This window comes from Anaerosacchariphilus polymeriproducens (assembly GCF_003363435.1).
GTDB lineage: Bacteria > Bacillota > Clostridia > Lachnospirales > Lachnospiraceae > Anaerosacchariphilus > Anaerosacchariphilus polymeriproducens.
Map to the genome: position 1 here is coordinate 334,153 of NZ_QRCT01000049.1, position 14,617 is coordinate 348,769.

Genomic DNA, 14,617 nt, shown 5'->3' on the forward strand with positions numbered 1-14,617 from the left:
ACCTCTCTTAGAGCCTAGAGCCTTTTTCGTATGATTTTCCGCTTGCTTTTGGTGCAACTGCTCTTCCTACAAATAAGACTAGCATTATTAGTGTCAATATGTAAGGGAACATTGCCAGCAATTGTGATGGAATCACTGACTGACCGCCTCCAAGAAGTACCGTCAGTGCCTGTGCAAATCCGAATAGCAGGCAGGCACCATATGCCCCATGTGGAGTCCATTTTCCGAAAATTACTGCCGCAATCGAAATGAAGCCCTGCCCTGCAATCGTAGTAGGAGTAAACTGAGAAACAATTCCTAGTGTCACCGTTGCGCCACCAAATCCTGCTAAAATTCCAGATACAATAACACAGATAAATCTGATTTTGTTTACTTGAATTCCCATAGTATCCGCTGCTGCCGGATGTTCTCCTACAGCCTGTAAGTGCAGTCCCCATTTTGTTTTATAAAACAACCAGATGAAAAATACTGCGGTCACAAATGCAAAAACTACTGTTACATCTACGTTCAGATTTCCCAACACTCCTCTGATATTTCCGTTTCCAAAAATCTTGGGTAATTTGTTTGCCACCGGCTGCGTGGAAGTTGCCCCATCAAATAGCAAGCTACTGATAAAGAGTGCTGCTCCCGGACCAATTAAGTTGATAACTAAACCGGAGATTGTCTGATCACTCTGAAACAGGATGGATGCTACTGCATGCAGGATTGCCAAAAAACCTCCAGCAATTCCAGCACATAAAAAGCCGATCCAAACATTTCCAGTAAAGTAGCATACTGCTGCTCCAGTAAAAGCGCCAATGGTCATCATACCCTCTACACCAATATTGATTACACCTGTCTTTTCTGAAATCAAATTCCCAAGACCCGCAAACACCATAGGTGTAGAATACATTAATGTAATTGCAATAACTAAAGTAATACTATTTAACATGTTTGCCGCCTCTCCTTGGAATTTTAAGCAACAATCTGGGAACACCCTTCATGATTGCAACAAAAAATACAATAATCCCAATAACAATATTAATAATCTCCGTCGGTGCTCCTACCTCATATTGCAGTGCTTGTCCGCCATACATCAGCCCACCGAATAGTAACCCAGATAAGATACATCCTACCGGAGAACTTCCTGCAATAAGTGCAACTGGCAGACCATTAATTCCCATCCCTTCGAATGCACTAAGTACAGTAATCTTATGCGGAGTATTTCCGGTAATATAGAGTGCAGCACCCAGTCCAGCCACTGCTCCTGAAATAAGCATTACATCTATAATATTTTTTTTAATATCAATTCCTACTGCTTCTGCCGAATATTTGTTATATCCAACTGCACGTAACTCAAATCCTTTCGTCGTCTTTTTCAGTAAGACAGCAAGTAGAATTGCCATGATAACCGCAGCCAAAAATCCAATATTGACATCTGTTTTAAGAAAAGCCTCTCCCAGAATTGGAATCCCCTTTAAGAAATTCCTTCCATCATCTGTATTTTTCCATGCGCCAAGAATTAATGTCTTACTGGCTTCACTAACCTGATATGTACCATTGCTGTCACCTTTTCTAAACGGCTCCAAGATACAGATATAGTTTGACAAATATAGAGCAATCCAATTTAACATAATCCCACTGATTACTTCATGAATTCCAAACTTTGCTTTCAACACTCCGATCATTCCGCCATACGCAGCCCCCGCCACAAGCCCTGCAAGCAATACAAGTGGAACCTGTATTACTGGTGGCAAATCTAGGGTTATTCCAACGAGTGTTGACGCAAGGCAGCCCACAATAAACTGTCCCTCTACGCCTATGTTGAATAATCCTGTTTTAAACGCGAATGCTACAGATAAACCTGTAAAAATGATTGGTGTACTTTTTATCAAAACATTTGATACATATTTTGGACTTGAAAAAATCCCTTTTCCCAACGCAAGCATTGAGCGTAGCGGTGGATATCCTGCTACTGCAAGAATAATTCCAGCAACAAATAGCCCCAAGACAATAGCCGCTAAAGTTCTGAAGACTGACTTCTTCAAAATCTGTGCTATCTTATTCATGTACATGATTTCTTCCTCCTGCCATAAGTAAACCTAATGTATTTTCATCCACAGTTCCTTGAAGAAATGTATCTTGAATTTTTCCATCATAAATCACAGCAATGGTATCTGATAGATTCATGACTTCATCAAGCTCAAATGATATCAGCAAAATCGCCTTTCCTTTATCTCTCTCACGAACCAGAGTTTTATGTACTGATTCAATTGCTCCTACATCTAGACCTCTGGTAGGCTGAACCGCAATTAATAATTCTGGATTATTGCTGACTTCTCTTCCAATAATAAGTTTTTGTTGGTTTCCGCCCGAAAGATTTCCCGCATGATCATAGGTACAACCTGCTGGTCTTACATCACATTCTTGTATCAGTTCATTCGTAAACTGCTCCATTGCTTTTTGATTCAAAATACCTTTCTTAGAGTAGGGCATTTTTCGATATTTATTTAAAACTGCATTCTCAAAGACCCCAAATTCTAACACCAGACCTCGTTTATGTCGATCTTCCGGTATGATACTAATTCCGCTATCAATGATATTGCGTGGCGTTGTATTTTGAATCTCTTTTCCGTTGATTTTAATCGTTCCCGATTTTGCTTTTATAAATCCGCTCAGCGCATCCATTAGTTCTTTCTGTCCATTCCCATCAATCCCAGCTATTCCGACAATTTCACCTTTTCGCACGTTCAGACTAAGACCCTTTACTGCATCCATTTTTTTTTCATTTTCAACTACCAAATTCTCGATTTCCAAGATAGTCTCTTTAGGTTCTGCGGGGCTCTTGTCAACCACGAGGTTGACATCATGACCGACCATCAATGCCGCCAGTTCGCTTTCTGTTGTACTCTTCACATCAACAGTATCAATATATTTCCCACGGCAGACAATCGTGCAAATATCAGAAGCTGCTTTAATTTCCTTTAATTTATGCGTAATGATAATAATCGCTTTTCCCGAATCGATTAGGTTCTTCATAATTTTAATCAATTCCTGAATTTCCTGGGGTGTCAGAACTGCTGTAGGTTCATCCAGAATTAAAAGTTCGGCTCCTCGGTATAATGCCTTTAAAATTTCTACCTTTTGCTGCATTCCTACCGTAATATCACTTATTTTTGCATCAGGATCAATATGAAGTCCATATTTATTTGCAATTTCCATTACATCTTTACGGGCTTTTTTCATATCAACCATTCCCAAATGAGATATGCACTCATCCCCCAGAATAATATTCTGAACAACTGTAAATTTCTCCAGCAACATAAAATGCTGATGCACCATTCCTATTCCCAATTTAATTGCATCACTGGGATTTTTGACTTCTACTTTTTCACCTTTTAAGAAAATCTCACCTTCATCTGCCTGATACAAACCATAAAGCACATTCATTAAGGTGCTTTTTCCTGCACCATTTTCCCCTAGTAAAGAGTGGATAGTTCCACTCTTTACATCTAAATTCATCTCATTCAGCGCACAAAATGATCCAAATCTTTTGGTAATGCCATGCATCTGCACTACATATTCTTTACTCGGCTCAATCATCGCTTTTCCCTTCCTATTCCTATTTTATAGATTTCAAAAATTGTGCATAATCAGTCTCTGTTCCTGGTGGCGTTATGACTCCTGATTTGATCATATCTTTGATTTTCATTGTATCCTCGTACACTTTAGAATCCATATTCGGATTTTTTTCGGGAATCCCCACACAATCCTCTGTCAAACCAAATACAAGGGTTTTTCCTCCAACCTCTTCACCATTCATTACTTTTTCTGAAACATTTTGAATTGCGGTTCCTACTTTTTTCAATGCTGAAGTTAGAACATTTTTAGGAGCAAGATATGCCTGATCCCTATCAACTCCGATTGCAAATTTTCCAGCTTCTTTTGCCGCCTCAATGACACCTGTTCCACTTCCGCCAGCTGCCTGATATACAATGTCGCAACCTTCTGAGTACATTTTTGATGCAATTGCTTTTCCTTTTGCTGCATCTGCAAAGGATTCTGCATACTGAACGTCTATTTTTATCTCTTTTCCCATTTCTTTTCCTGCAAATGCAACACCAGCTTGATAACCAAACATAAACTGCTGAATTACCGCATTTTCAATTCCTCCGACAAATCCAACCTTATTTGTTTTTGTCGTTTTACCAGCTACATAACCAACCAAAAAAGAAGGTTCTTGTGCTTTAAAAATAACTCCCGTGACATTGCTTGGTGTTTCTTCGTAAGCATTGTCAATAATTGCATATTTAAACTCTTGGTTTTCTTTCGCTACTTCAAGCAATGCATCAGCGGTATCAAACCCTATTGCCCAGATAAAATCAGAATTATTATCTCCTAGTCTTTCGAGATTTGTAACATAATCTGATGATTGTTTAGATTCCAAATAATTAACCTTTGCTCCTGTGTCTTCACCAAATTCTTGTAATCCTTCCCAAGCTGATTGATTGAACGACTGATCATTTACGCCAGCTGTATCTGTAATCATCGCTACAGAAAAATCTTTTCCATTTTTATCAGATGTTTCTTCGGCTTTTTTCTTGCCTCCACATCCAATTAAGCTAATTCCCATCGTTAATGCCAGTCCAAATGCTACTACTCTTTTCATTTTCATATTCATTTTCCTCCAATGGCATGATTATTATACATAGTTTTTTGGTTGTATTGTTCTGCGCATTTACAATACATAAGAAGCATTTTAATGTACATTTATCCTTCTTGTTCATTATAATCTACTAATTTTTTTCAGGATACGACATTTGTCGCTTTTTCCACTCAAAATCTACTATTCTCTCTTTTATCTAAAACTAATTTCATATTTTGGTTATTTTGCACAATTTCACTGTGAAATATAATGTAAACTGTCAATTTTAAAGTTTTTCTCCAAGAAAAAAAGCCGTATAAATATTTTATACAGCTTTTGATAAAAAGAGCCCATTTTCAGAATGATTTGGATGAACTTAAGTATGCCATATCAAATCCTTAGCCGGTATTACTAGATATTCATCTTCCTTCTCACCTATACGCATAATAACATTCTCAATACCTGCTTGAATAATTAATCTAGCACATAAAGGACATGGTTTCGCATTATGAACGGTATTATCGCTGGGATTAACACCGGCAAGATATAAATCTGCTCCCACCATTTGTTCTCTTGAACAATTGAGTAAAGCATTTTGCTCCGCATGTATAGCTCTGCACATTCCATACCCTTCTCCTTGATGCATATCTAATTCAATTCTTGGGCATCTGCCAATATCACAGCAATTATCAAGTCCTCTAGGAGATCCATTATACCCTGTTGAAATTACTGTATCATCTTTCACAATAACTGCTCCATATTTTCTTTTTATACATGTGCTTCTATATGCAAAAGTTTCTGCTACGTTTAAATATGTATTAACTTTAGAAATTCTTTGCTGCTGCCCATTTGGTTTTACCATCTATTTATATACTCCTTTACAAATTTATGTTTTAAAAATTAATAAAAACCAGCGTCTCTTTGGCTATTATATCAAGGAAAAACTAGTCATTCAATACGTTATTGAAAGGCAACCAAAAATGGTTAACAAAAACTAACTTTATTTATTAAGTTAACTGTACTATAATTCATCGTTTAATGGTTGACGGACACTACTTACAAATCTTTGCTCACATGCACCAAATAGTTTATAATTTTCTTTTGCTTCATTTAAAGAAATTTTGTTAGCTCCTATGGCAACATCCGGCTTATTATGCGCTACTTCATCATATTGCCAAAAGCATACCTCACAAATATCTGTAATTATCTCTTCTGAATCATCAATAGTTAAATACCCACAACATGGACATCTTCTCATTCTATCATCTCCTCTCCATTATTTTAATGCATATAATTCAATTTGTTCCAACCAATATGCCATTCCATTATTAGGTTTAAAATATGTAGATATGCTACCATATTTATTAATGATGCCAAATTCATTGGTAGCTGTATCATATCTAAAATACGTACCTTCTTTAGATACAAATGATTGTGTTGTTTTTGTTGGTTGTTTATCTAGAAAATTTCTTGCTTCATTTAAATATTCTTTTGAAGAATTATAACCATGCTTTCCGGCATGTTTATCTAATGTACTTTTTCCTTTTCCATTAATAAAATCTGTATCTTTATTTCTTATTCCTTTATATTTTTTACCTTTGAACTCTTTATTTTCTTTACTTCCTCCCCCTCTACTCTTACTCTCCTTAAACTTCTCCCAATTATCATTAGAGTTACGCGCACTTGAATAAATTAACGATGCGCCAAAACCACTTTCCGCTGTTCCTGCCATTACGGCAGCTCCTGATATGGCACCTGCCGGTACTCCTATGACGCTTCCTGCTCCAGTGGAAGTTAACGCAATGGATGCGGAACTTCCGCCAATCCCTATTGCAAAGGTACCAATACCTTTTACAAAAAAACAGGCTCCAGTCAGCATGTCTGCCAAATTTGCCAGACTTTTTCCTCCATAATACCATGTTTTATTGGCGTATTTATCATTTAAATAAGTCCGTTCCAGATAATCCAATACTTTTTCTGCATTCTCACTGCCTTCTGTAGAAAACTTTCCATTTTTTAAAAAATTGCTGAGAATGTTTCCCATAAGAAACAGATTATCTAAGTTGTCTCTGATGAGGGATGTGAAAAAACCATTTACACCGCTGATAACATCATCATACCATTTCGTATCATATACGGCCGAAAGATCCTGAAGCCTTTTTAATTCTTTTTCAGATTTTTTCACTTCTGCCTGATATAATTCCTGAAATGTTTTCAGGTATGCCCATAAAAAGATGCATATTCAATGAGACTTAATACGAATATTAGGTAAGCCTTCTTTCATATTAAGTCTCATTTTTACTTTGTTTGGAACCAAATACCATAGCTAATGTTGTAAATGTATATTAGTCACCAATTGCTATAACTTTTTCTTTTCTTATTAAAGATTCATTTAATAAAGAAATTAAATTTTCAATTGACTCTTCTACTTCATTGTTATTTTCACAATGTTTAAAAAAACTATTATCTACTAGAGTTTTGAATACAAACAATAATTGCTCTATTTTGTCATGTTCTATAATAGTATCCCCATATGGATCTAATTCATTAATACACTTTAAGTCAATATTTATATATTTTGTATTTTTATAAATATATTCTTGTACTTCTTCAGACAATTCAACAGAAGTCATATTTTGATTGATATCATCTATTGAATTAGCAATATAAAAATCTAACCCCATTTTAAACCTCCTATTTTTAGGAAATGCAGTTATTACATTTCCAGTTTCATCAATAACTACTTTAATAGTATTAATTGGGTTACCTTTATTATCTATACCGATAAATTTATCATATTTATATTTGAAAATATAGCCTCCTCTTCCTCCTGAATTGGGTTGTACAATAGCATTAGGATTTGTTAATGCATCCCTTATTCCTTGAATTATATCAAAGTTTTCATTAAATTTGCTTTTATTGCCATAAAGTGATTATGAACATTTACTCTCCTGAAACTTCTCCCAATTATCCTTAAAGTTACCCGCACTTGAATAAGTTAATGATGCGCCAAAGCCACTTAACGCTGTTCCTGCAATTACGGCAGCTCCGGATACGGCGCCTACCGGTACCGCTACCACGCTCCCTACGCCAGTGGAAGCTAACGCCATTGATCCGGAACTTCCGCCAATTCCTACTACAAAGCTACCGATTCCTTGTACAAAACAAGAGGCTCCGGACAGCATGTCTGCAATATTTCCAAGGCTTCTCCCTCCATAATACCACGTTTTGTTGGCATATTTGTCATTTAAATAAGTCCGTTCCAGATAATCCAACGCTTTTTCTGTATTCTCACTACCTTCTGTGGAAAACTTTCCATTTTTAAAAAAATTATTCAGAATTTTGCCCATAAGAAACAGATTATCTAAGTTGTCTCTGACAAGGGATGTGAAAAAACCATTTACTCCGCTGATAACATAATCATACCCTTTCGTATCATACACAGCTTTTCTGAAGTCTCTTCAATTCTTTTTCTGATTTCTTCACTTCTGCCTGATATATATCTTGAAATGTTTTCAGATAATCTCCATAATATTGGTTAAATTTTGTATCTGCTGATGAAAGGCTTCCATCTTTCCATGAATCGCATCCAGTCATGCAGCTTAATTAGCATCAACAGTTTCTACCTGCTTTAGGATTCCATCCAGCTCTTTATCTGCCGTTTTACATTTTGCGGTAACATTGTTTACGTAATTTTTTACATCATCAATATATGGTACGATATCCAGTTCACACAAAATATCATAGTCCGGAAATTTATAGTTGAAACCAAACAGATCTTTTTCGTCTTATATTCATTTAGTTCCTTCCGAAATGTATCGATGGAATCTTTCGTAAAATCTCAGGTTATTTATATAACTCTCTTCTTTTTGCCTTTCTGCTACTTACTGTCAATTGATTTATATTTATTGGATGCGCTTCACTGCCCTCCACATAATCAATCATTCCATTACTAAAGGTGACGGCTGTCCGTACATTTGGATCTAACTCTTTACATTGAGCAAAAGCAGATTTGGCATCTTCCCTGAACTTTTGATATTGCTTCTTCAAATCAAGAAGATCCTGACTCACGTTATCCAGCTTAGTCAGTTTTTTCGTTACATCTTGAATTTCTAAGTTATTATTTGAAATCAGGTTCTGATACCGATTAATATCTTGGCTTACATCGACTGACATTACGTTTCCTCCCATTCTTAATTATCTGTAAGTATTTTATATCCCATTATGATTCGCTCAACAGGAAACCGATGGAACATTCTCCCCGTTCCAAAATCAGTTCTTCCTTTATTAAATAAACAAACGCTTTTTCCTTTTCTTCCCAATAACCGGTATGTAGAACTTCTTCTATCATTCTGGGGGTAAAATATAAGATTATATTCTGCATGTCCTGACCAACCGGATATGGGACTCCTGCATATTCAAAATAAGTCCCTTGATCTGGTGTTTCAATAAACCGACGGGTAATCACAAACTCCAATCCCTCTTTCATGGCTTTTTCCAGCCGTTCTGCATTTTGTTGATCATTTTGCTGCTTCACATGTAAAAAACTGTCCATTAAAAAATCTTCCTTTAGCTTCACAACACTTCCTAGAGGCAGAATCTCCTCTAAGATACAAAGCATCCCTTTCAAGATTTCTGATAATTCCTCCTGCGTATATAACATCCGTTCTTCTTTATATTGAATACAATGATTTGGGGATTCATAAAAATACAGAATCTCATTCTTATCATCTTTTAAGCTCTTATGCTCTGTATTGACCTGAGCATAAATATGATATAAAAATGCCAAATCATTTTTACAAAGAACTCCTATCTCAAACCAGTTGCGCCGGGTCTTTTCATTTATAAATTCTTTTTTGCCAAGCCACCTGATTAACGTCTCTAAGGTAGCTTTTTCAAAGTCATTGTTCTCCATTTTCTCGTTCTCCTTCTTGATGAATTCCTAAGCGATATCTTCTGAATTTTTCTTGATACTTTCTACAATACCAAGTATCTGTTTTGCTGTATTCATATCATCCTTAAAAATAGTAGTGATACTTCCTACACTTCTAAAAGGTTCCTGCATAAATACTGTATTATCATCTACATATCCATTGGCTACAATATAATCAATGATTAAACGCACAAACTTTATCTGATTTCCATTTAGGCGCTCTTCTGAAAGGAACTCACTAAAAACCTCGTTAACCGCTTCTCTATCAACTCCAACTATTTTACGGACCAATCTGCCAATCGGCGTATCTCCATATTCCTTCTCATAATCAATCTTTGAGCCCAATTCAGTCCAAAGAATCCGTTCCAGTTCTTGCAAATCTGTCTGTGTTAGTTTCTTATTCCTACGAATTTTATTTACTGCCAAATTATCCTGATGTTCTTTTAAATAAAATTCTACTTTCTTTTTGTAATTCTTTAAATCATTACTCATATGTAATGAATCACCTTCATTGATTGATACAATTTGGTCTGTAAAATTAGTATAATAAATTTTACGTTTCTCTTTTTCGATTAGTTTTAATAAATCTCGTAATGCTTCTCTGACAGAATCAAGTTCTAGAATTGTAACAGAACTCCAAAAATCTTGAGACAAAACCTTTTCTATGGTATACTTTTCTGCTTTTACCTGCGGGATATTATATAATTTCATTAATTCTTCTGCTGCATTTACTATACATTTGATTGGTCTTGAGGCATCTTTGCTTTGAAGCAATGCTAAATCTACTGTATAGATAAGATAATCGAATCTTCTCGTCAGTTCATCCTCTGCCCCAGGCATAATCAATGGTGAAATATGCTCTTTGATTTCTGACACTTTCCCTGTGTCTAACTGCGCCCAATTTTCTTTTTCCTTATATCGTTCTACATATCTTAAATGATTTTTTACTCGAAAACTGGATTCATTTAAATTTAATATTTGTTCTGTTAAATCTGTAATTAAATTATCCCGGTAATCAACATAATCTTCATCGTTTTGATATACAGTCTCCTGAAGTTCCCTTGCAATCATAACCTTTGAATTATATATTTTCTCACTTAATGATTCCTGAATTCCGGACTCAATTCCATTTGTTTTCGCACGGAAGAAATCAAAATTATTACAGAAATCAAAAATCAAGAATTTTTCTTTATCTATTCCTGTTCCAAGCAAATCTTTACACAATCTCGTTCCTCTTCCGATCATCTGCCAAAACTTGCTGTATGACCTTACCTTTTTGAAAAATACTAAATTTAAAATTTCCGGAATATCAATACCTGTGTCCAGCATGTCTACACTGACCGCTATCTGTGGCATTTTCTCTTTGGTGCTGAAATCGTCAATTAAAGTATCTACAAATTTGATACTGTAATCAATCTGTTTTATAAAGTCTGGTCCAAATTCCGGATATCTAAGATAAAATCTTTTTACAATTGCCTGTGCATGGTTGCTGTTCTTGGCAAAAATTATAGTCTTACCAAGCTTATCTCCGCCTTCTACTTTTAACCCCCGCTCCATTAATGTTTTCAAAACCATATCAATGGTATCCGCATTGAATAGCCATTCATTTACAACGGAGCTTGATACATAATCATCGATTGTATCATCATCTTCAAATGTTTTTTCAAACTCTTCTTTTTCTTCCTCTGTTAAGTCATTATAATGGATTCCATCATCCATAATTTTTGTTTTTATTTCAATCGTAGAATAGTCAACGAGATAACCTTCTTCTACTGCTTTTTCTAATTCGTACGCAAAAGTAGGTACCCCTCGTTCCAAGTCGAACACACTATAAGTATTTTTATCAATCTCGTTTTTTGGTGTCGCAGTCAGCCCCAATAGTATGCCATCAAAATAAGTAAAGATATCCTGATACTTTTTGTAGATACTTCTATGACTTTCATCAACAATAATCAAATCAAAATGCGCAGGAGAGAAAAGTTTTTTTCCAAACTCATTTTTGGTCTCATCAATCGCATTCATCATCGTCGGATAGGTAGAAAAAATCATACGTGACTGTTCTGGATTATCCTTGTTATCCAAAAGATTGCAGCAAGTTAAATCCGGCAAAAGATTGGTGAAATTATTTTTTGCCTGTTTCACCAATGCCTTCCGGTCTGCCAAAAACAAGATGTTTTTCACAAAATTATGTCGTCTTAAGACATCCACAATCGAAATGGAAACTCTTGTTTTTCCACTACCGGTAGCTTGTACAATCAGCATTTTTCTATGTTTCTTTGCAATCGCTTCACATACTGCAGTAACTGCTTCTTTCTGATATGGTCTGTTGGTAATTTTATCATCAATTTCTAAGTTTTCCAAAGGCTTAAGATTCTTCCGTCTGTCTACAGCCAATTGAAGCTCGTCCTTTGTAAATATCCCTGCCACTTGTCTGTCCGTATATCCTAATATATCATCTTTATATTCAATTTCAAAACCATTCGTTGTAAAAATGAGAGGTCGCTGGTCATACTGATTTTGTAAACAATCCGCATACAATTTCGCCTGCTGAGAACCAACATTCGGATTCACACTTGTTTTCTTTGCTTCCACAACTGCTAATGGTTTTCCATCATTTCCATACAATACATAATCCACGTAGCCTAACCCGGATGCATTTGGCATTCCCGTAACTTCGACTTCTTCCAGACAATCGGTTCCTATATTCCACCCTGCCTCTTTCAGTTCTAAATCTATGTACATCTTGCGCGTCTGCGCTTCTGTCGCTTCATCCACTTTAAAGGTTCTTGTCTCTTTATTTTCTAATCTCGCTGCACTTAACTGTTCTCTTAATTCTTCTTTTTCTTTCCTTATTTCTTCCAGCTTTCTATCTTTGGAACTTAACTGTTCGTATAAATCTCTGAGTTCTTCCGGACGTTTTTTCTGCTCTTCACTTTTCTCCAAAAGGCTTTCATCAAACTCTCCGTCATTGTATTCTTCTGAATAGCAATAATCTATCCATTTGCAGAATTCGTATAAATTTTTGAGTGATAAAACCGCATCATCCCGTTTGATTGTACTATTTGTATGTACCGCTACATTTCCTAATTTAATCACATACTTAATAGCAGGAAACAATTTGGGTTCCAAAATTTCTCTGAACGAATACTCATGAATCAAACTGGATATATTGTCTCGATAAGGCAGTCTTAATGCATTATCAAAAGAATATACCCATCGAACCGCCAATTCTAATGCTCTTCTACACAAAATAGCGCAAGTAGCTGAAGAAACAATAAGACTTTTCTCCGCTTCCTGCGCTTGCTCTGCAAAGGAACTGTATTGTTTTTGCTTTAAGAACTCAAAGTTTGTACACATATGACTTCCCCCTGTTTCTGAATTATTTCATTCCATTTGATTATATTTATTTGAGATATTTTTGATTTTAATTGAAATAATTATAACAAATTCTCCTAATTTTTACTACAAAATTCTTTTATTTAAAACTATAATGTTGTATTTTTGTCAAAGTCCTGGAGTCCTTTCCAACATAATTTCTGTACAAAATTCTTTTACTATAGATTTAAACTTAATGCAAGTCAGCAACTACGTATTCTTTGTATATTAAAAGTGACTTTTTTGTAAATCCTTAATGGTGGTTTTTTTCTCATTATCTTTTATAATATATTTGAGGTGACTAGCTATTAAAAGTCAATACTTTTTTTGAGATTTATATACCGCAAAAAAGGGTTACCTTAATAAACCTTTCAACAAATAAATTTTGAAAAGCGACGATTTTTATTGCTGAAAGCCACTACTCAATCAACGAAGTTTTGAAGCGTCAAAATCTATATTATTTTTTTCTAATGTAAAAATGATACGAATTAGTTTTTTAATAACGTGTGAACATGTAACACGGTGAGACTTTCCTTCGCTACGTTTTTTTGCGTAATACTCTGCAAATACCATGTTGTATTGTATTAAGGGAATGCAAAGGTTCATGAGTGTGAAGCGTAAATGAGAAGAACCACGTTTCACCATATGCCCTCCATGCACTGATGTCCCAGACTGATAGTACCCTGGTTCCAAACCAGCAAAGGAAAGCATTTGTGATGATGAATTAAATTTGGATATATCACCATATTCAGCATAGATAACAGCAGCTGACAATGCTCCAATACCGGGAATAGTGAGGAAATGAGGATTGATATTCTCAATAAGCCAAATAATTTGTTGTTCAAGTGCATTTACCTCGATAACAGATTGATTATAAAGAGCCATCAGGCTATTTAGCTGAGCTGAGAAAATTTCATTGTTTTCGCCTACTGTATTAGCAGCAAGTTCTTTTAATTTTAGGAACTTTTGCATAGAAAATTTGCCGCGTGATATCTTACGAAGATTTTCATAAGAGGAGGCATTCATCCTAGATATTTTTTCAGCACAACCATAATTCTCTAATAAATAGAGAGCGGTCTTACTAAATCGATTTTTAAAGAATGGTTTAAATTCAGGGAAAGTATGATCCAAAACATTGGTCATCTTTACAATATAAAAACTTCTTTGTTTCACAAGAGTATCACGAAGACGAGTTAATGACTTAAGCGAATATGTATGATAAAATCCAATTGGATAGGGTTTGTATTCAACAGTCATTAGCCAGCGAGCAATAGAAGCACAATCTATTGCATCTGTCTTGGTACACCTGAGAGTTTGGGATTTATTAAACTTGGCAAGAAGAACCGGATTAAATTCCATGAAGCTGTAGTGGGCTTTTTCAAGGAATAGTTTTAGGTTTAGGGCATAGTGACCAGTGGATTCAAATCCTATTCTTATTTCATCTTGATTATCAAGAGAATTAAGAATGGTCAAAAGTTGTTGAAAACCATCTTGATTATTATTGATGGTAAATGAATTAGATACAACATCGCCTGTTTCAGTAGTGATGAAGCAGTCGTGTTTATACTTGGAAATGTCGATTCCGACAAAGTACATGATAAGTACCTCCTTAAATAATATTTTGCACTGTTGTTTTCCACAACAATCTCGGCTGTGTTTTCACGTAAATATAAACGTCGATGCGT

At 35.3% G+C, this 14,617-nt stretch carries 15 protein-coding genes; all 15 read right to left on the reverse strand.

Going from position 1 to position 14,617, the window contains the following annotated elements; translation table 11 throughout:
* Positions 1-7: 7 nt before the first annotated feature.
* Positions 8-931 carry an ABC transporter permease gene (locus DWV06_RS15025; RefSeq protein ID WP_115482999.1) on the reverse strand — a complete coding sequence of 308 codons (924 nt, stop codon included), beginning with the start codon at positions 929-931 and terminating at the stop codon, positions 8-10.
* Positions 921-2,054 carry an ABC transporter permease gene (locus DWV06_RS15030; protein WP_328587645.1) on the reverse strand — a complete coding sequence of 378 codons (1,134 nt, stop codon included), beginning with the start codon at positions 2,052-2,054 and terminating at the stop codon, positions 921-923. The genes DWV06_RS15025 and DWV06_RS15030 overlap by 11 nt, the downstream gene beginning before the upstream one ends.
* Positions 2,041-3,582 (reverse strand): ABC transporter ATP-binding protein, encoded by a 1,542-nt coding sequence (locus DWV06_RS15035; RefSeq protein ID WP_331463337.1) that lies wholly within the window; start codon positions 3,580-3,582, stop codon positions 2,041-2,043. The genes DWV06_RS15030 and DWV06_RS15035 overlap by 14 nt, the downstream gene beginning before the upstream one ends.
* 19 nt (positions 3,583-3,601) lie before the next feature.
* On the reverse strand, positions 3,602-4,654 hold the full coding sequence (locus DWV06_RS15040) for a BMP family ABC transporter substrate-binding protein (RefSeq protein WP_115483000.1): 1,053 nt from the start codon (positions 4,652-4,654) through the stop codon (positions 3,602-3,604).
* A 346-nt stretch (positions 4,655-5,000) separates the two neighbouring features.
* Positions 5,001-5,486 (reverse strand): deoxycytidylate deaminase, encoded by a 486-nt coding sequence (locus DWV06_RS15045; protein ID WP_115483001.1) that lies wholly within the window; start codon positions 5,484-5,486, stop codon positions 5,001-5,003.
* Positions 5,487-5,645: 159 nt separating this feature from the next.
* The gene (locus DWV06_RS15050; RefSeq protein ID WP_115483002.1) at positions 5,646-5,882 is read right to left on the reverse strand and encodes a CPCC family cysteine-rich protein; all 237 of its coding nucleotides are present in this window, start codon (positions 5,880-5,882) and stop codon (positions 5,646-5,648) included.
* 18 nt (positions 5,883-5,900) lie between these two features.
* Positions 5,901-6,809, reverse strand: a complete 909-nt coding sequence (locus DWV06_RS18700; RefSeq protein WP_205027771.1) for a hypothetical protein — start codon at positions 6,807-6,809, stop codon at positions 5,901-5,903.
* A gap of 160 nt (positions 6,810-6,969) precedes the next feature.
* Positions 6,970-7,308, reverse strand: a complete 339-nt coding sequence (locus DWV06_RS15060; protein WP_115483003.1) for a hypothetical protein — start codon at positions 7,306-7,308, stop codon at positions 6,970-6,972.
* 249 nt (positions 7,309-7,557) lie between these two features.
* Positions 7,558-8,067: a hypothetical protein gene (locus DWV06_RS15065; RefSeq protein ID WP_115483004.1), complete on the reverse strand. Its 510-nt coding sequence runs from the start codon at positions 8,065-8,067 to the stop codon at positions 7,558-7,560.
* On the reverse strand, positions 8,060-8,221 hold the full coding sequence (locus DWV06_RS18445) for a hypothetical protein (protein WP_155522641.1): 162 nt from the start codon (positions 8,219-8,221) through the stop codon (positions 8,060-8,062). Before DWV06_RS18445 ends, DWV06_RS15065 begins: the two co-directional genes overlap by 8 nt.
* Before the next feature lie 5 nt (positions 8,222-8,226).
* Positions 8,227-8,361, reverse strand: coding sequence for a hypothetical protein (locus DWV06_RS18920; RefSeq protein WP_268877878.1), 135 nt, complete (start codon positions 8,359-8,361; stop codon positions 8,227-8,229).
* A 109-nt stretch (positions 8,362-8,470) separates the two neighbouring features.
* The gene (locus tag DWV06_RS15070; protein WP_115483005.1) at positions 8,471-8,800 is read right to left on the reverse strand and encodes a hypothetical protein; all 330 of its coding nucleotides are present in this window, start codon (positions 8,798-8,800) and stop codon (positions 8,471-8,473) included.
* A gap of 46 nt (positions 8,801-8,846) precedes the next feature.
* Positions 8,847-9,539: a DUF4176 domain-containing protein gene (locus tag DWV06_RS15075; protein WP_115483006.1), complete on the reverse strand. Its 693-nt coding sequence runs from the start codon at positions 9,537-9,539 to the stop codon at positions 8,847-8,849.
* 27 nt (positions 9,540-9,566) lie between these two features.
* The gene (locus tag DWV06_RS15080; protein WP_115483007.1) at positions 9,567-12,914 is read right to left on the reverse strand and encodes a DEAD/DEAH box helicase family protein; all 3,348 of its coding nucleotides are present in this window, start codon (positions 12,912-12,914) and stop codon (positions 9,567-9,569) included.
* A gap of 444 nt (positions 12,915-13,358) precedes the next feature.
* The gene (locus tag DWV06_RS15085; RefSeq protein ID WP_115483008.1) at positions 13,359-14,528 is read right to left on the reverse strand and encodes an IS110 family RNA-guided transposase; all 1,170 of its coding nucleotides are present in this window, start codon (positions 14,526-14,528) and stop codon (positions 13,359-13,361) included.
* Positions 14,529-14,617 lie beyond the last annotated feature (89 nt).

What these genes read in the sequence shown, in the direction of transcription:
- DWV06_RS15025 (WP_115482999.1), bottom strand. Translation starts at nt 931, where the DNA reads ATGTTAAATAGTATTACTTTAGTTATTGCAATTACATTAATGTATTCT.
- DWV06_RS15030 (WP_328587645.1), bottom strand. Translation starts at nt 2,054, where the DNA reads ATGTACATGAATAAGATAGCACAGATTTTGAAGAAGTCAGTCTTCAGA.
- DWV06_RS15035 (WP_331463337.1), bottom strand. Translation starts at nt 3,582, where the DNA reads ATGATTGAGCCGAGTAAAGAATATGTAGTGCAGATGCATGGCATTACC.
- DWV06_RS15040 (WP_115483000.1), bottom strand. Translation starts at nt 4,654, where the DNA reads ATGAAAATGAAAAGAGTAGTAGCATTTGGACTGGCATTAACGATGGGA.
- DWV06_RS15045 (WP_115483001.1), bottom strand. Translation starts at nt 5,486, where the DNA reads ATGGTAAAACCAAATGGGCAGCAGCAAAGAATTTCTAAAGTTAATACA.
- DWV06_RS15050 (WP_115483002.1), bottom strand. Translation starts at nt 5,882, where the DNA reads ATGAGAAGATGTCCATGTTGTGGGTATTTAACTATTGATGATTCAGAA.
- DWV06_RS15060 (WP_115483003.1), bottom strand. Translation starts at nt 7,308, where the DNA reads ATGGGGTTAGATTTTTATATTGCTAATTCAATAGATGATATCAATCAA.
- DWV06_RS18445 (WP_155522641.1), bottom strand. Translation starts at nt 8,221, where the DNA reads ATGACTGGATGCGATTCATGGAAAGATGGAAGCCTTTCATCAGCAGAT.
- DWV06_RS15070 (WP_115483005.1), bottom strand. Translation starts at nt 8,800, where the DNA reads ATGTCAGTCGATGTAAGCCAAGATATTAATCGGTATCAGAACCTGATT.
- DWV06_RS15075 (WP_115483006.1), bottom strand. Translation starts at nt 9,539, where the DNA reads ATGGAGAACAATGACTTTGAAAAAGCTACCTTAGAGACGTTAATCAGG.
- DWV06_RS15080 (WP_115483007.1), bottom strand. Translation starts at nt 12,914, where the DNA reads ATGTGTACAAACTTTGAGTTCTTAAAGCAAAAACAATACAGTTCCTTT.
- DWV06_RS15085 (WP_115483008.1), bottom strand. Translation starts at nt 14,528, where the DNA reads ATGTACTTTGTCGGAATCGACATTTCCAAGTATAAACACGACTGCTTC.